General features: G+C 37.9%; 11 protein-coding genes. 5 read left to right on the top strand and 6 right to left on the bottom strand.

Translation table 11 applies throughout. The features are described 5' to 3' along the window. The first annotated feature begins 296 nt into the window (after positions 1 to 296). From rpoB to OPU68_RS07725, 3 genes are all read left to right on the top strand, one after another. Positions 297 to 4,124 (top strand): DNA-directed RNA polymerase subunit beta, encoded by a 3,828-nt coding sequence (gene rpoB, locus OPU68_RS07735; protein ID WP_498473452.1) that lies wholly within the window; start codon positions 297 to 299, stop codon positions 4,122 to 4,124. A 110-nt stretch (positions 4,125 to 4,234) separates the two neighbouring features. Continuing rightward, positions 4,235 to 8,500, top strand: a complete 4,266-nt coding sequence (gene rpoC, locus OPU68_RS07730; RefSeq protein WP_498473451.1) for a DNA-directed RNA polymerase subunit beta' — start codon at positions 4,235 to 4,237, stop codon at positions 8,498 to 8,500. 85 nt (positions 8,501 to 8,585) lie between these two features. Continuing rightward, positions 8,586 to 8,891: a DUF3467 domain-containing protein gene (locus OPU68_RS07725; protein WP_498473450.1), complete on the top strand. Its 306-nt coding sequence runs from the start codon at positions 8,586 to 8,588 to the stop codon at positions 8,889 to 8,891. Between the two features lie 396 nt (positions 8,892 to 9,287). Here OPU68_RS07725 and OPU68_RS07720 read toward each other — a convergent pair whose 3' ends face one another. Further along, entirely contained in the window at positions 9,288 to 10,352 is a 1,065-nt protein-coding gene (locus tag OPU68_RS07720; RefSeq protein WP_498473449.1) for an NAD(P)-dependent alcohol dehydrogenase, read from the bottom strand. Positions 10,353 to 10,405: 53 nt separating this feature from the next. Between OPU68_RS07720 and OPU68_RS07715 the strand changes: the two genes are divergently transcribed. Then, a complete protein-coding gene (locus tag OPU68_RS07715; protein WP_498473448.1) occupies positions 10,406 to 10,837 on the top strand; it encodes a VanZ family protein in 432 nt (143 codons plus the stop codon). Here the strand turns inward: OPU68_RS07715 and OPU68_RS07710 are convergent. Beyond that, positions 10,824 to 12,506: an OmpA family protein gene (locus OPU68_RS07710; RefSeq protein ID WP_498473447.1), complete on the bottom strand. Its 1,683-nt coding sequence runs from the start codon at positions 12,504 to 12,506 to the stop codon at positions 10,824 to 10,826. The genes OPU68_RS07715 and OPU68_RS07710 overlap by 14 nt on opposite strands. A 94-nt stretch (positions 12,507 to 12,600) precedes the next feature. Next, positions 12,601 to 12,948 carry a T9SS type A sorting domain-containing protein gene (locus tag OPU68_RS07705; protein ID WP_498473446.1) on the bottom strand — a complete coding sequence of 116 codons (348 nt, stop codon included), beginning with the start codon at positions 12,946 to 12,948 and terminating at the stop codon, positions 12,601 to 12,603. Between the two features lie 112 nt (positions 12,949 to 13,060). Between OPU68_RS07705 and hemB the strand changes: the two genes are divergently transcribed. Next, positions 13,061 to 14,047, top strand: a complete 987-nt coding sequence (gene hemB / locus OPU68_RS07700) for a porphobilinogen synthase (RefSeq protein WP_498473445.1) — start codon at positions 13,061 to 13,063, stop codon at positions 14,045 to 14,047. A gap of 279 nt (positions 14,048 to 14,326) precedes the next feature. On the opposite strand, the gene OPU68_RS07695 is transcribed toward hemB, so the two are convergent. From OPU68_RS07695 to OPU68_RS07685, 3 genes are all read right to left on the bottom strand, one after another. After that, positions 14,327 to 15,670 carry a DNA recombination protein RmuC gene (locus tag OPU68_RS07695; protein ID WP_498473444.1) on the bottom strand — a complete coding sequence of 448 codons (1,344 nt, stop codon included), beginning with the start codon at positions 15,668 to 15,670 and terminating at the stop codon, positions 14,327 to 14,329. A gap of 87 nt (positions 15,671 to 15,757) precedes the next feature. Then, positions 15,758 to 16,636, bottom strand: a complete 879-nt coding sequence (locus OPU68_RS07690; protein WP_498473443.1) for a PPK2 family polyphosphate kinase — start codon at positions 16,634 to 16,636, stop codon at positions 15,758 to 15,760. Between the two features lie 84 nt (positions 16,637 to 16,720). Further along, positions 16,721 to 17,215, bottom strand: a complete 495-nt coding sequence (locus OPU68_RS07685) for a DUF1573 domain-containing protein (protein ID WP_498473442.1) — start codon at positions 17,213 to 17,215, stop codon at positions 16,721 to 16,723. Positions 17,216 to 17,232: the final 17 nt, after the last annotated feature.

Below are 17,232 nucleotides of genomic sequence, written 5' to 3'. Positions count from 1 at the left end.
ACTTACTATATCATTTTAAATAAAAACAACTCTTTCATAGTAATGGAAGGGCATTTTCTGTTTAATGATATCATTAATTCAAACCAAATAAAAAAATAAAATATTTTGCACTACACCGTGAAAAGATATACCGGTGTTGCTCTTAGGTGTTAAGACACAAGAAACAAGGCAAAAGAAAAGTCATTTAACGCGCCAAAGTTATTTCCTTTATTCTTTTTACTTTTTTCTTGACTCTTGGTCATCTGATATTTTTTGTGAATCAAAATATTTTTTAACCCATTTTTTCTTATAATTTTATGAGTAAAACACAGGCCACACAAAAAGTGAAAGGAACGGAAAGAATCAACTTTTCCACTGCGAAAGGTAGAATCGACACCCCTGACTTTTTGGACATCCAAATCCAGTCTTTCAAGGAGTTTTTCCAGCTAGACACGCTTCCTGAGCAACGTTTGAACGAATCACTTTACAAAACGTTCCAGGAAAATTTCCCAATTACAGACTCCAGAAACCAATTCGTTTTGGAATTCCTGGATTATCTGGTAGATTCTCCTCGTTACTCTATAGATGAGTGCGTTGAGAGAGGTTTGACGTACAACGTTCCTCTAAAAGCCAGACTTAAACTATACTGTACAGATCCGGAACACGAAGATTTCCAGACTGTTGTACAGGATGTGTATTTAGGTCCCGTCCCTTATATGACACCTTCTGGTTCATTCATCATCAATGGTGCAGAACGTGTTATCGTAACTCAGTTGCACAGGTCTCCGGGTGTATTCTTCGGACAGACTTATCACGCAAATGGTACCAAACTTTATTATTCAAGAATTATCCCTTTCAAAGGATCTTGGATGGAGTTTACTACGGATATCAATAACGTAATGTATGCGTATATCGACCGTAAGAAAAAATTACCTTTAACTACATTATTAAGAGCGATCGGTTTTGAATCTGATAAAGAGATTCTTCAGATTTTCGACCTTGCAGAGGAAGTGAAAGTTTCCAAAGCTGCGCTTAAAAAAGTAGAAGGAAGAACATTGGCTGCGAGAGTTTTGAACACTTGGTTCGAAGATTTCGTAGACGAAGATACAGGTGAGGTAGTTTCTATCGAAAGAAACGAGATCATCCTAGACAGAGAGACGATTCTTGAAAAAGAACACCTTGATGTTATTTTGGATTCTGGCGTTAAGTCGATCTTGATCCACAAAGAAAATAGCAGCGAGTTCTCTATTATTCAGAATACTTTACAAAAAGATCCAACCAATTCCGAAAAAGAAGCGGTTGAATATATCTACCGTCAGTTGAGAAATGCTGATGCTCCGGATGAGGAAACTGCAAGAGGAATTATCGAAAAATTATTCTTCTCAGAGCAGAGATATTCATTAGGTGAAGTAGGTCGTTACAGACTTAATAAAAAATTAGGTCTTAATATCTCTCAGGAAAATCAGGTATTGACGAGAGAAGACATCATCTCTATCGTAAAACACTTGATCGAATTGGTAAACTCAAAAGCTGAGGTAGATGATATCGATCACTTGTCAAACAGAAGAATCAAGACTGTTGGAGAGCAATTGTCTGGACAATTTGGCGTAGGTCTTTCTAGAATTGCCAGAACGATCAAAGAAAGAATGAACGTTAGAGATAACGAGATCTTTACACCAGTTGACTTGGTAAATGCTAAGACTTTGACGTCTGTTATTAATTCATTCTTTGGTACCAACCAGCTTTCTCAGTTTATGGACCAGACCAATCCTCTATCAGAAATCACGCACAAGCGTAGACTTTCTGCCCTTGGACCTGGTGGTTTATCAAGAGAAAGAGCGGGTTTCGAGGTTCGTGACGTTCACCATACTCACTATGGCCGTATCTGTCCGATCGAAACGCCGGAGGGACCAAACATTGGTTTGATCTCTTCTTTAGGGATGTATTCGAAAATCAACACGCTTGGTTTCATCGAGACACCTTACAGAAAAGTTGAAGACGGTAAAGTAGATCTACAAGCGGCTCCAACTTATCTTAATGCTGAGGATGAGGAATACAAAGTAATTGCTCAGGCAAACGTTGAGTTGGATGATAATGGTGTTTTCCAAACAGACAGAATCATTGCTCGTCTTGATGGGGATTATCCTGTAGTTGAACCTCAACAAGTTGATTTGATTGATGTTGCGCCAAACCAGATCTCTGGTATTTCTGCTTCATTGATTCCGTTCTTGGAGCATGATGATGCGAACAGAGCCTTGATGGGATCGAATATGATGCGTCAGGCCGTTCCATTGTTGAATCCTCAGGCACCAGTTGTAGGTACAGGTTTGGAAAAACAAGTAGCCAGAGACTCTAGAGTTTTGATCAATGCAGAAGGAACTGGAGTTGTAGAATATGTGGATGCTGAGAAAATTATCATTAAGTACGAAAGAAGTGAGGAAGACGACTTGGTTAACTTCGATTCTGCGACTAAAACTTATAAACTGACCAAATTCAGAAAAACCAACCAGAGTACAACGATTACACTAAGACCAAACGTAAGAGTAGGTGATGTAGTGGAAAAAGGACAAGTGCTTTGCGACGGTTATGCGACTGAAAACGGAGAGTTGGCATTGGGTAGAAACCTAGTGGTAGCCTTCATGCCTTGGAAAGGTTACAACTTTGAGGATGCGATCGTAATCAATGAAAAAGTAGTTCGTGAGGACTGGTTTACATCTATTCACGTAGACGAATATTCTCTTGAAGTTCGTGATACCAAATTAGGTATGGAAGAATTGACAGCAGATATTCCTAACGTTTCTGAAGAAGCTACCAAAGATCTTGATGAGAATGGTATGATCAGAATCGGAGCAGAAGTGAAACCTGGTGATATCCTTATCGGAAAGATCACGCCAAAAGGTGAATCTGATCCAACACCAGAGGAAAAACTTCTTAGAGCGATCTTCGGAGACAAAGCTGGTGACGTGAAAGATGCTTCATTGAAAGCAGATTCTTCATTGAGAGGAGTTGTGATCAACAAAAAATTGTTCTCCAGAAATATCAAGGACAAAAAGAAAAGAAGCGAAGAGAAAATCAAATTGGAAGAGATCGAAAATACTTACAAAGCTAAGTTCGATGGTCTAAGAAATACTTTGATTGACAAATTGAATACTCTAGTTTCCGGGAAAACTTCTCAAGGTGTACAAAACGATCTTGAAGAAGAAGTGATCAGTAAAGGAACTAAATTCACATTGAGATTACTTCAAAATGTTGAAGATTATAACAATATCAGTGGTGCAGACTGGACCGTTGATTCTGACAAGAATGAATTGATCAAACAATTGGTTCACAACTACAAGATCAAATACAACGATCTTGCAGGTGTTAAAAACCGTGAGAAATTTGCATTGTCTATCGGAGATGAGTTACCTGCAGGGATTATCAAACTGGCTAAAGTTTACATCGCTAAGAAACGTAAATTGAATGTTGGAGATAAAATGGCTGGTCGTCACGGTAATAAAGGTATCGTTTCAAGAATCGTTCGTGAAGAAGATATGCCATTCCTGGAAGACGGAACACCGGTAGATATCGTATTGAATCCACTTGGGGTACCTTCCCGTATGAACATTGGTCAGATCTACGAAACTGTTCTTGGATGGGCTGGTACCAAACTGGGACTTAAGTTCGCAACACCAATCTTTGATGGTGCAACTTTAGAGCAGATCACAGAATACACAGAACAAGCTGGCGTTCCGAAATATGGTAGCACTTATCTTTATGATGGTGGAACCGGAGAGAGATTTACGCAGCCTGCAACGGTAGGTGTGATCTATATGTTGAAACTGGGACACATGGTAGATGACAAAATGCACGCACGTTCTATCGGACCATACTCATTGATTACGCAGCAACCACTAGGAGGTAAAGCGCAATTTGGAGGTCAGAGATTTGGAGAGATGGAGGTTTGGGCTCTGGAAGCTTTTGGAGCATCCAATATCTTGAGAGAGATCCTGACTGTGAAGTCAGATGACGTGATTGGTAGAGCAAAAACTTACGAAGCTATTGCGAAAGGAGAAGCAATGCCTGAACCAGGTATTCCGGAATCTTTCAACGTATTACTTCACGAGTTACAGGGTCTTGGACTTGATGTAAGATTGGAAGAGTAAATTAAAAGATTAATTATTAAAAAATTAAAACATTAATTAACTCCGAGACTACAAGAACGAAAGTAATTTTTAAATCTTTCAATCTTTTAATCTTTTAATCAAAATAAAAAATGTCAAATAAAAATAAAACAAGTAGATTTACTAAAATCACTATTGGTTTAGCTTCACCGGAATCCATTCTTCAGGAATCGAGAGGAGAGGTCTTAAAACCAGAAACGATTAACTATCGTACACACAAGCCGGAAAGAGATGGATTGTTCTGCGAGAAGATCTTTGGTCCTGTAAAGGATTACGAGTGTGCTTGTGGAAAATACAAACGTATCCGTTACAAAGGAATCGTTTGTGATAGATGTGGGGTAGAAGTAACAGAGAAAAAAGTACGTAGAGAAAGAATCGGACACATCGGTCTGGTTGTTCCTGTAGCGCACATCTGGTATTTCCGTTCTTTACCAAACAAAATCGGTTATTTACTAGGTATTCCTTCCAAGAAATTGGATATGATCATCTATTACGAAAGATATGTCGTGATCCAGCAAGGTATTGCTAAGAAAGCAGACGGTTCTGACTTTGATGACAAAGAATTCCTTACAGAAGAAGAATATCTGGACGTTTTGGAAACGCTTCCAGTAGAAAATCAATATCTTGATGATTCTGATCCGAACAAATTCCTTGCGAAAATGGGAGCAGAAGCGGTTGAAGAATTGTTGAAGAGAATCGACCTTGATTCTTTATCATTCGATCTAAGACACAAAGCGCACAACGAATCTTCTAAACAAAGAAGAACTGAGGCTCTTAAAAGATTAAATGTTGTAGAAGCTCTTAGAGGTGCTAATACAAGAATGATCAACAAGCCTGAGTGGATGATTATGCGTGTGCTTCCTGTTATACCACCGGAATTGAGACCATTGGTTCCATTGGATGGAGGACGTTTCGCAACTTCTGATTTGAATGATCTTTACAGAAGAGTAATCATCAGAAACAACCGTCTGAAAAGACTATTGGAGATCAAGGCTCCGGAAGTGATTTTGAGAAATGAGAAGCGTATGCTTCAGGAATCTGTAGATTCATTATTCGATAATACAAGAAAATCTTCTGCAGTAAAATCTGAATCAAACAGACCATTGAAATCCCTTTCTGACTCATTGAAAGGTAAACAAGGTCGTTTCCGTCAGAACTTACTTGGTAAGAGGGTAGATTACTCCGCGCGTTCGGTAATTGTTGTAGGACCTAGTCTTCAACTTCACGAGTGTGGTATTCCGAAAGATATGGCTGCAGAGCTTTACAAACCATTCATCATCAGAAAACTGATTGAGAGAGGAATTGTAAAAACTGTAAAATCAGCTAAAAGAATCATCGACAGAAAAGAGCCTGTAGTTTATGATATTCTGGAAGGTGTAATGAAAGGTCACCCTGTACTATTGAACAGAGCACCTACCTTGCACAGACTTGGTATCCAGGCATTCCAGCCGAAGATGATCGAAGGTAAAGCAATCCAACTTCACCCATTGGTAACGACGGCTTTCAACGCCGATTTCGATGGGGATCAGATGGCGGTACATTTACCTCTAGGTCCGGAAGCTATTTTGGAAGCACAACTATTGATGTTGGGTTCTCAGAATATCCTCAACCCTGCAAATGGTTCTCCTATCACGGTACCATCTCAGGATATGGTTTTGGGTCTGTATTTTATGACCAAACAATTGGATTCTACCGATACAATGAAAGTAAAAGGCGAAGGTCTTGCTTTCTATTCTCCGGAAGAAGTAGAGATCGCTTATGCTGAGGGACAGGTTTCTCTTAATGCAAAAGTAAGATGTCGTCTTCCAATCAAAGAGAATGGTGTCATTACAACTAAGTTATTCCCTACGACAGTTGGTAGAATTTTATTCAACCAAATCGTACCGAAAGAATCTGGTTATATCGATGAATTATTGACTAAGAAATCTCTTAGAAATGTAATTGGTCAGGTATTGGCAGATACGGATTTCCCAACTACCGTGAAGTTCCTGGATGATATGAAAGATCTTGGATATGCAAACGCATTCAAAGGTGGACTTTCATTTAGTCTTGGAGATATCGTGATCCCGGTTGAGAAAAAGAAAATGATCGCTACTTCTATCGAAACTGTAGATGAGATCAAGGCCAACTATAACATGGGTCTTATCACAGATACAGAGCGTTATAATCAGGTAATTGACGTTTGGACTAATACCAACGCCAGCCTTACCGAAATGATTATGAGCAGAATGAAAGTAGATCAAGGTGGATTCAACTCTGTATATATGATGCTTGATTCTGGTGCGAGGGGTTCTAAGGAACAGATCCGTCAGTTATCTGGTATGAGGGGATTGATGGCAAAACCACAAAAAGCAGGTTCTGTTGGTGCTGAGATTATTGAAAACCCGATTCTCGCAAACTTTAAAGAAGGTTTGTCGATTTTGGAATACTTTATCTCTACCCACGGTGCTCGTAAGGGTCTTGCGGATACCGCTCTTAAAACTGCCGATGCTGGTTACTTGACCAGAAGATTGGTGGATGTTGCACAGGATGTTATCATTACAGAACAAGACTGTGGAACGCTTAGAGGTACAGAAATTACTGCACTTAAGAAAAACGATGATATCGTAGAAAAAATCGCTGAGAGAATTCTTGGTAGAGTTTCTCTTCATAATATCTATCACCCGGAAACGGATGAAGTTTTGGCACAAGCTGACGAGTTGATCGTTGAAGCGGTTGCTAAGCAAATCGAGGAAGCTGGAATCGAAGCTGTCGAAGTTCGTTCTCCATTGACTTGTGAGGCTAAGAAAGGTATCTGTGCAAAATGTTACGGTCGTAACCTTGCAACAGGTAAAGGCATCCACATGGGAGAAGCTGTTGGTGTAATCGCTGCACAGTCTATTGGTGAGCCGGGAACTCAGTTGACATTGAGAACTTTCCACCAAGGTGGGGTTTCAAATAACATTTCAGAAAATCCAAGCATCGTTGCAAAACGTGATGGTATTGTTGAAATGGATGAGGTTAGAACTATTAAATCGGAAGGTGAAAATGGAGAATCAGCAGATATCGTTGTTTCCCGTTCAACTGAATTCCGTTTGGTAGCAGACAACGAAGCTAGAACACCGATTATGATCGCCAACGTTCCTTATGGATCCGAGTTGTTTGTACAGCCAGGGGATAAAGTGAAAAAAGGAGATATGATTGCGAAGTGGGATGCTTATAACGCGGTAATCATTGCAGAGAACTCTGGTAAGGTTGAGTATGAAGATATCATCCAAGGGGTTTCTTTCGTATTGGAAATTGATGAGCAGACAGGTTTCGAAGAGAAAGTAATCTCTGAATCCAGAAATAAAAAAGCCGTTCCTACCTTGAAAGTTGTTGACTCAAAAGGTGTAGAGCAAAAAGGTTACAACTTACCGGTTGGAGCCCACATTATGGTAAACGATGGTGAGAAAATCAAGGCTGGTAAGGTCTTAATCAAGATCCCAAGAAAATCTGCGAAAGCAGGGGATATCACCGGAGGTCTTCCGAGAGTTACCGAGTTATTCGAAGCTAGAAATCCTTCCAACCCAGCGGTTGTTACGGAGATTGATGGTGTAGTTTCTTATGGTAAAATAAAAAGAGGTAACCGTGAGCTTATCGTGGAGGCTAAAACTGGAGAGATCAAGAAATATTTGGTTAAATTATCCAACCAGATCTTAGTTCAGGAAAATGACTTCGTGTACGCAGGAGGCGCACTTTCCGACGGTTCTGTAACACCAGACGATATCTTGAAAATCAAAGGTCCAACTGCGGTTCAGGAATATTTGGTTAATGAAATTCAGGAGGTTTACCGTCTTCAAGGGGTAAAAATCGATGACAAACACTTCGAAATTATTGTTCGTCAGATGATGACAAAAGTATCGATTGTGGATGGAGGAGATACTCAGTTCCTGGAAGGTGCTTTGGAGCACAAATACGACTTCTTGCAAGAGAACAACAGAGTATTTGGTCTTAAAGTAGTAATAGAAGCCGGAGATTCTAAAGTCTTCAAACCAGGGCAGATGATCACAGCCAGAGAACTTAGAGATGAGAATTCGAAACTGAGACGTGAGGATCAGGCTTTGGTAGAAGTAAGAGAAGCATTACCTGCAACTGCAACTTCTGTACTACAAGGTATTACAAGAGCGGCACTTCAAACCAAATCATTTATGTCTGCAGCATCGTTCCAGGAAACGACTAAGGTTCTAAACGAAGCAGCAGTGTCTGGTAAAATCGACTTCCTGACAGGTCTTAAAGAAAATGTAATTGTAGGACACAGAATACCTGCAGGTACAGGTCTTAAAGATTACCAAAATGTGATCGTTGGTTCCAGAAAAGAATTCGAAGACATCAACTAAAATTAATCAAATGAAATTTGAGGTTTGGAATTATTTTTTATATTTTCACAACCTCAAATTTTAAATAAAAAATAACAAAACCAAAATGGACAACAACCAAAATCAAGATCCAAACAACATCAATATCCAACTTAACGAGGTGATCGCAGCTGGAGTATATGTAAACTTAGCTTTAGTAAACCATTCTCCATCAGAATTCGTATTGGATTTCATCCAGTTGATGCCAGGTGTACAGCAGGCGAACGTGCGTTCAAGAATAATTCTTGCACCACTTCACGCAAAGAGAGTTTTGGCTGCACTTCAGCAAAACATCACTAACTATGAGCAGCAATTCGGAGAAATCAAAGAATTGGAGCCTTTCGTAGTTGGAGGTAACAACGTACAAGCTTAAGATTTTTTCTTAACATACATGATCCCGGTTCTGAATAAGAATCGGGATTTTTTGTTTAAAAAAACAGATGGAAAATAATATAGATCTACCCTAAAACCATTATTTCTCAGGTAAGTTTTTAGATTGATATTAATCAAAAAATGACCTCCTGCAAGCCCTATGGATAGGACTGTTACAGAGGTACTATAAAAGACACGAGAGTTTTGATAAAAAGACACGAGAGTTTTGATGAAAACACACGTGTCTTTTAAATGAAACTCACAAGAGTTTTTATAAAATGAAGTTATTCTTATCTAAACTTAATCTCACACTACCATCAAAAAAAAAGGGAAACACAAATCTGCGTTTCCCTTTTTTAATTTAATTAAAGTCTTCTAAAACTTTTGCCTAAGAGGTTTAATCTTTCAAACTCTTCATATCGATCACGAATCTGTACTTCACATCGCTCTTCAGCATTCTTTCATACGCTTCATTGATGTCTTGCATCTTGATAATTTCGATGTCAGAAACGATATTCTTTTTACCACAGAAATCAAGCATTTCCTGAGTTTCTTTGATGCCGCCAATCAATGATCCTGCAACAGAACGTCTTTTGTAGATCATAGGCTTGGTACTTACAAAATCATTCTCAAATTCGCCAATAAATCCTACCAAAACTAAAGTTCCGTTTACAGCCAATGTCTGCATATAAGGGTTGATGTCGTGCTCGTAAGGAACAGTGTCAATAATCAGATCGAACTTATTCAGAGCAGCTTTCATCTCATCTTCATCAGTTGAAATAATAACCTGATCAGCACCTAATTTCTTCGCATCATCAGTTTTTCCTTCGCTTCTTGAGAATAGTGAAACGTGCGCACCAAGACCTTTTGCCAATTTAATGGCCATGTGTCCTAATCCGCCAAGACCTACAACTGCAACTTTGGAGTTTTCATTTACATTCCAATGTTTCAAAGGTGACCAGGTCGTGATCCCAGCACAAAGAAGTGGTGCAACTGCAGCCAAGTCTAAGTTTTCCGGAACTCTCAAAACAAAATGCTCATCTACAACCACAGATTCCGAGTAACCACCATATGTTCTTTGATTTTCGATATATTTATCTTTTCCGTTGTAAGTTCCGGTAAATCCGTTTTCACAGAATTGTTCAAGATCCTGAGCACAGCTGCTGCAAGTTCTGCAAGAGTCAACCATACAGCCCACCGCAGCCAGATCGCCAACTTTGAATTTTGAAACCTCACTTCCAACGCCGGTAATTCTCCCGACGATCTCGTGGCCGGGAACTGCAGGGTAAACAGATCCGCCCCAATCATTCCTTGCCGTGTGAAGATCTGAGTGGCAAACGCCGCAATATAAGATGTCGATTTCTACATCTTTTGGTTGGATCTCTCTTCTTTCGATGGTCATTAGTTCCAAATCATTCTCTGGAGCGTCTGTTCCGAAGGCTTTTACTTTGTGTGTGTGCATTATTTTGAATATTTTTACTTCAAATTATTATTAATTATCTATTCTTCTATTTGATGACGAAACTGCTTTACCGGGTTTACCCTGCACTTATCAATATATATACCGTTTGGATGTTGTATCTCCTTTTTTTTGCAACCTTCCGTGATTCTCCAACCATACTTTTTGAAATAAAAACAGTGCCGTTTGAAACTATAAATGAATATTCAACAAAAGTTATTTTGTGGGACAAAACGGAGGCTTTCAAAAATGTATTTGGAAACATTATCCTTTTTATCCCTTATGGATTTTTAGGGATTCTTTATCCTCAGCTTAATAAGTTTACATTATTGATATTCACTTTTTTTATTCTCATCAATATCATTGAGTTTTCTCAGTTTTATTTTAAAAAGGGGATGGCAGATATTGATGACGTTATCCTGAATACTTTGGGTACTGTTCTGGGATTTTTTATTTACAAAAAGTTTTTCTTTATTAAAGACAGATGACCTTCATCTCCGTCCGTCTGTTGATCTGATGTTGGGTTTCCGTGCAATCTACATCGTTGTTGCATTTGTTTAGTAACTGAGTTTCGCCGTATCCAATTGGTGTAAGTCTTGATTTTAATACTCCTTTCGAAACCAAATAATCCACAGCGGCGTTCGCCCTATTTTGGGACAAAGTTTTGTTGTAATCATCCGAAGCGCGCGAGTCTGTGTGCGAAGCCAGTTCTACCTTTACATTAGGATTATCTTTCATAAACTGAACCATTTTATTCAGCTCAGCTTTTGCATCTTCACGGATAAAATATTTATCAAGATCGTAGTGTATGTTCTTTAGGTTAATTGGTTTTCCACAGGTCGTTTCCTCCATACACACCTGAAGATTTAGGAAAAGTGTGTTGCTTCTGTCTACATTTTTAGAAGTTACAGTTTCGGTTTGGGAGAAGTAATTTCCTTTTTTACCATAGATGTTATAAGTTGTATTTTTGTCTGCTTTGAAGTAGAATTTCCCTTCAATATTTGTTTTTATTTCGTGATAGACGTCTGTCTCATTATTTTTGATGACAACCGTTACATCTCTCAAAGGGTTTTTGGAATTACAGATATTGACTTGTCCTTTCACGAAGAATGTTTCTGCTTCTGTCGAAATTTCTTTTTTCAGCATCGAGTTTTTTACAAATTCAGTCTTGTTGGCTTTTGACGGAATAAGATTAATATTATAAAGACTTCCTTTGATTTCGTAATTCTCTGGTTTTATATTTTTAAAAAAAGCAACACCCTGAGAATTTGTTTTAGTAAATGAAACCCGCTTACCGTTTTTATAAAGTTCTACAAAAGTGTCTGGCAAGATCAGTCCTGTTTCTTTATCTCTTGCAACCACAGACAAGCCATAATTCGGACTCGAGTCTTTTGAGGAAAATCTGAAAGTAAGACCTGCAAAAAATCCAACCGAATGGATCTCGTGATCCAAAGCAGATGTTCTTATTTCAGTATTTGCCGGAGAGATTATATTTTGGTCGTCATTTGTGGTAAAAGGAATGTATCCATTAGTATTTCCGTTTTGTACAACGTCTTTCGTTTTAAAATGCTGTAGATAATAACCGCCAACATTCAGTCCGATATTCTCAGAGAAAAACCAATTGAACTCTAATTGACCTTTGCCGGAAAAAACATTTTTCTCATCATAGCCATTGTGAAAATTAAGATTGTAATTGGTAGTACCATTATTTGAAATTAATGATGTTTCTCCACCTTTGATATTAGCTATTCCGCCTTTTAGTTTAAGGATCAATCCCATATCATCATTAATAACCCATCGGAAATTTGGTCCAATTCCGAAGAAGTAACGCTGGATTTTATTTTCACTTAATGCAGGATCAGATAGTTTTATGGTTCCTAAATACAGATTCTCATTAGGATAAGAACTTTTTGGCTTGTTAGAAAGGTAATCGGCATCTATTCCCAACCCAATCCAACTGAAATAATAATCCGCAGAAATTCCTAGATTTAAGTTGGGTTTGTAATCGATAAATTTTGTTTGGTTATCATAAGATGGAAAATCCAATCCGCCTCTCAAAGACAAATTGATCTGATTTTCATCGTAAAGTGAATTTCTGAATTGTGAATTAAGAGACTGAGCAACAATCAAGAAGAGAAGAAGTACAGATTTTCTCATTAGTTTAGCTTTCTAGGTTAGAGCAAATTTACAGAATTAATTCAATAAAAAATGCCGGCTATCAACCGGCATTGTATGTTATAAATCAAATTATCTACTGTTTGATGATCTGTGTAATTTTCTGAGTATTGTCATCCAAAGTATACCTCATCAGATATTTTCCGGGACGTAGTTTGTCTAGTCTCAACTCTGCATTATTACTGTTGATATTATATTCAGCAACTTGAGCTCCCAAAATTGAGAAGAATGTTACCGTTTTTATTTTAACAGAAGTATCCTTTGATTTAAGCAACAAAACATCCTTAGTTGGATTAGGGTAAGCTACCAAAACACCATCATCAGTTCTCTGGTTAGCAATTGTACGTGCAGTCTGTGCTTTCATTTCTCCCGAAAATCCTAGTGATACTACCGTAAATATGATAAAGAATAAAAGTTTTTTCATTCGCTTAAGTCTATTATATAACAAGTACAACAAATATATTTTAAATAAATTAATTATGCAATAGTCTAACAATAAAAGTATAATTAAATTTGCACAAATATTTTTTCTAAAGATGATCTCAAGAAACAGAAGACTCAGAACCAACGATTCTATACGCAATCTTGTCCGTGAAACTATCCTTACAACAAACGATTTGGTGCTGCCAATGTTTGTTACAGAAGGAGCAAACAAAAAAGAAGCCATTTCTTCTATGCCCGGCGTTTTTCGCCAAAGTTTGGATCTTACAGTCAAGACGGTAAAAGAAAATTATGACCTCGGAATAAAAGCCATCAATCTTTATATGAAGGTTTCTGACAACCTGAAGGATAATACCGGAAAAGAAGCCTGGAATCATAATGGATTGATGCAGAATACCATAAAAGCTATCAAAGATGCCGTTCCCGGAATCATTATTATGCCGGATGTTGCCTTGGATCCATACTCAATTTACGGTCACGACGGCATCATCAAAAATGGAAAAATTGATAATGATTCTACAGTGGACGCGCTTGTGAAAATGGGAATTTCCCACGCAGAAGCAGGCGCTGACATTTTAGCACCAAGCGATATGATGGATGGTAGAGTTCTGGCAATGCGCCAAGGTCTGGAAGAAAACGGATTCACAGATGTTGGGATTTTGTCCTACGCCGCTAAATATGCAAGTGCTTTTTATGGTCCATTCAGAAGTGCTTTGGACAGTGCGCCAGTAGATAACGCAGAAATTCCTGCTGATAAAAAAACCTATCAAATGGATTTCCACAATTCCCGAGAAGCCATAGACGAAGCTTTAAAAGACGTAGAAGAAGGCGCCGATATCATTATGATAAAACCCGGAATGCCTTATCTGGACATTGTTTCCAAGATCCGAGAACTCATCACGCAGCCCATTGCCGTTTATCAGGTAAGTGGAGAATATGCGATGCTGAAAGCGGCCGCTCAAAATGGCTGGCTGGACAACGACAAAGTTCTCATAGAAAGCCTGACTTCCATCAAAAGAGCCGGTGCAGATATGATTTTCACGTATGCAGCACCAGAAGTAGCAAAACTTTTAAATAGGTGATTTTTTAGGAGCTTAATCCCGCTATCCGATATATCTTTTTTTTGTTTTATCCAGTTTTGTCATCAAAACAAATTTTCAGCAAAAAACAAAAAAAGGATGCCGCTACTATCGGGGCTATGGGTTTTGTCATCCAGATATTGATTTGTTCAATATTTTATATCTTATGAAAGAAACCCACAGAGTGGCGACCTGTTAATAAAGAATAGATGTAAGATAGCAAAGCTCCCTAGTAGCGGCCTGTAAAATCAGACATTAAAAAACAACAAATCTGAAAAAAAATCAATCTTCCTCAATCAAACCTTGAGGAAGATTTTTTTTATTCTTAATCCCAAGGCTTTTCAACTTCTGCGTCTGGGTAATCAGGTTATCATTTCCGGAACTCAATTGTTTGAAGGCATCATTGTAAGAATTTTTAGCCTGATCAATATTCTTCCCAATGCGTTCCAGATTATCTACAAAACCTACAAATTTATCGTACAATTTTGCACCTCTGTCAGCAATTTCCATCGCATTTCGGTTTTGATGTTCACGTTTCCAAAGATCCTGAATCAGTTTCAAAGAGGTAATCAGATTGGTTGGGCTCAGTAATAAAATCCTCTTGTCGTAAGCAAAATTCCAAAGATTAGGGCCTATTTGCAAAGCTGTCATATAGGCGGCTTCACTCGGAACAAACATCATAACGAAATCCAAAGATTTATCAAAATCATCGTATGCTTTTTGGCTCAATTGCAAAATGTGATTCTTGACAGATTGCAAATGTTGATTCTGTTTGATCACAAAAATTTCAGGATCAGTTTCGTCTGTCATTTCCACAAAAGCAGTGAGGGACACTTTGCTGTCGATGATCACATTTCTATTGTCCGGATATTTCACGACGGCGTCAGGACGCATTTTTTTACCGGAAAATTCAGAGAAAATCGCCTTGTTATTTTCGTCCCGGAGTTCGTGCTCCATAAAATATTCCTGATTTTTTCTAAGACCAGATTTTTCAAGAATACTTTCCAAAATCATTTCACCCCAGTTTCCCTGCGTTTTGCTTTCGCCTTTCAAAGCACGAGTCAGCTTTTTTGCATCTTCAGAAATCTGTTGATTGAGGTCTTTCAGTTCACGTACTTTTTCGCCGAGAGAGAAACGTTCTTTGGATTCTTTGTCGTAAGTTTCGTTCACTGTATTTTTCAGCTCATTGATCTTTTCCTGAAAAGGTTCTAATATTAATTTCAACTGATTTTGGTTGAGTTGAGAAAACTTTTCAGACTTTTCTTCCAGGATTTGATTTGCTGTTTTCTCAAATTGCAAACGAGTCGTTTCCTGAAGTTTCAGGAATTCTTCTTTTTGATGATTAAGGTTTTCATGAAGATTTTTGAAATCAGCAGTTAATTCAGCATTGGTAAATAGCAGTTCTTCTTTACTTTTTTGAATAGAAGAAATATCGTTCGTCAAATTATTATTTGAAAGCCTTAATTCCTCGATTTTCTCTTGATAATTAAGTTCGTTTTCCTGCAACCGAATTAATTTTTCATTCGCTTCATCAAAAATTTTCTTGCTGACAGAGGTTGCTTTCATTACAACGAAAATTAATATTGCGCCAATAATTAATCCTAAAAATAAATAAATGATTTCCATTTTAATGCTTAGTTATTTTTAACAATAATAAAATAACTTTTACTTATAAAATTAAGGTTTTCCGTAAACTTTATTGATGATGAAAAATTATTTTTCATTTTCCAATTTTACTTTAGATTCAGACAGAGATTTTTTTTCTTTCCCGGAAAGTTCAGGAAATTGAAGATCCATTTCTTCCAGTTTATCAATAATAATCTGAATCGCAGCAACTCTGGAAAACCATTTCTGATCTGCCGGGATCACAAACCAAGGCGCAGAATCTGTGGAAGTTTCTTTTATGGCTTGTTCGTAAGCCTTTTGGTAATCTTCCCAAAATCCTCTTTCGGTAATATCTGCAGCAGAAAATTTCCAGTTTTTGTCGTCTTCTGCGATTCTGTCGAGAAATCTTTCTTTTTGTTCTTCTTTGGAAACGTTCAGAAAAATCTTGATAATTTTGGTTCCGTTATTTGCCAGATGTTTCTCAAAATTCCGAATGCTTTCGTATCTGTTTTCCCAGAATTTGTCATCAAATTGCTCGACATCTTGCCATGTTTTTTCGCTGAGGTTATATTCGGGATGTACTTTGCAAACCAAGACACTTTCGTAATGCGAACGGTTGAAAATACCGATTTTACCTTTCTCAGGCAACGCCAAATAATGCCTCCAGATAAAATCGTGGGAATAGTCTTTGGAGCCTGGTGTTTTGAAGCTGGTCACCTCGCAGCCCTGTGGATTCACACCGCTGAAAACGTGCTCTATCAAACTGTCTTTTCCCGCTGCATCCATCGCCTGAAGAATGATTAATAAAGACTGACTTCCGTCTGCATATAATTTCTCCTGAAGCAGATGAAGCTTTTCTTTTTCGATTTCCAAAAGCTGTTTTGCTTCATCTTTATTGATTTTGCCTTCGTATCTGGTATTATGTTTTTTGATCTCGAATTTTGAGTTTTCTTTAATCAAAAAGTCGTCTGAAAAATTGTAGTCCATGAGAATGTTGATTTAATGTAAAGATAAAAAAACCGTGTCGTTTCGAAAAACAAGACGGTTTTTATATAAATGTGTAAATTTTTATTATTTAGCAGCTTCTGCTTTTGTAGCCATTTTTTTAGCAGCTTTTGCAGGTGCAGCTTTTGCAGTGAACTTTTCTGCAGGTGCAGCAACCAGTTTAGCTTCTTGAGGTGCAGCAGCAGTTGCTCCAGCAATATCTTCTACATTTCCTTTGATGTAAAGAACAGATCTGTTATTTGCCGGATCATTAGAATAAACTTCAATCAATTTATTAAAAGCACCTTTAATTCCTGTGTTATATCCAACTTTGATTTGAGCTGTTTTTCCAGGTAAGATTGGATCTTTGCTCCATTCAGGTGTTGTACATCCGCAAGAAGGTTTTACTTCACTGATGATTAGAGGTTTGTCTCCTGTATTTTTAACTGTGAAAAATCTGTGACCGTCTGCCCCAGCTTTTACATTTCCGTAATCAAAAGTTGTTTTGTCAAATGAGATTGTTTGTGCGGATGCAAAAGCCAAAGCTCCAGTCATAAATAATCCTGCAAGAATCTTTTTCATATTTTTTTGTTTTAATG

Source organism: Chryseobacterium sp. TB1-D10, assembly GCF_059803555.1.
This window is presented reverse-complemented; position numbering and strand designations above follow the sequence as displayed.

Excerpts from the sequence above, each read along its gene's own strand:
- rpoB (WP_498473452.1), top strand. The coding sequence starts at position 297 with ATGAGTAAAACACAGGCCACACAAAAAGTGAAAGGAACGGAAAGAATC.
- rpoC (WP_498473451.1), top strand. The coding sequence starts at position 4,235 with ATGTCAAATAAAAATAAAACAAGTAGATTTACTAAAATCACTATTGGT.
- OPU68_RS07725 (WP_498473450.1), top strand. The coding sequence starts at position 8,586 with ATGGACAACAACCAAAATCAAGATCCAAACAACATCAATATCCAACTT.
- OPU68_RS07720 (WP_498473449.1), bottom strand. The coding sequence starts at position 10,352 with ATGCACACACACAAAGTAAAAGCCTTCGGAACAGACGCTCCAGAGAAT.
- OPU68_RS07715 (WP_498473448.1), top strand. The coding sequence starts at position 10,406 with ATGACGAAACTGCTTTACCGGGTTTACCCTGCACTTATCAATATATAT.
- OPU68_RS07710 (WP_498473447.1), bottom strand. The coding sequence starts at position 12,506 with ATGAGAAAATCTGTACTTCTTCTCTTCTTGATTGTTGCTCAGTCTCTT.
- OPU68_RS07705 (WP_498473446.1), bottom strand. The coding sequence starts at position 12,948 with ATGAAAAAACTTTTATTCTTTATCATATTTACGGTAGTATCACTAGGA.
- hemB (WP_498473445.1), top strand. The coding sequence starts at position 13,061 with ATGATCTCAAGAAACAGAAGACTCAGAACCAACGATTCTATACGCAAT.
- OPU68_RS07695 (WP_498473444.1), bottom strand. The coding sequence starts at position 15,670 with ATGGAAATCATTTATTTATTTTTAGGATTAATTATTGGCGCAATATTA.
- OPU68_RS07690 (WP_498473443.1), bottom strand. The coding sequence starts at position 16,636 with ATGGACTACAATTTTTCAGACGACTTTTTGATTAAAGAAAACTCAAAA.
- OPU68_RS07685 (WP_498473442.1), bottom strand. The coding sequence starts at position 17,215 with ATGAAAAAGATTCTTGCAGGATTATTTATGACTGGAGCTTTGGCTTTT.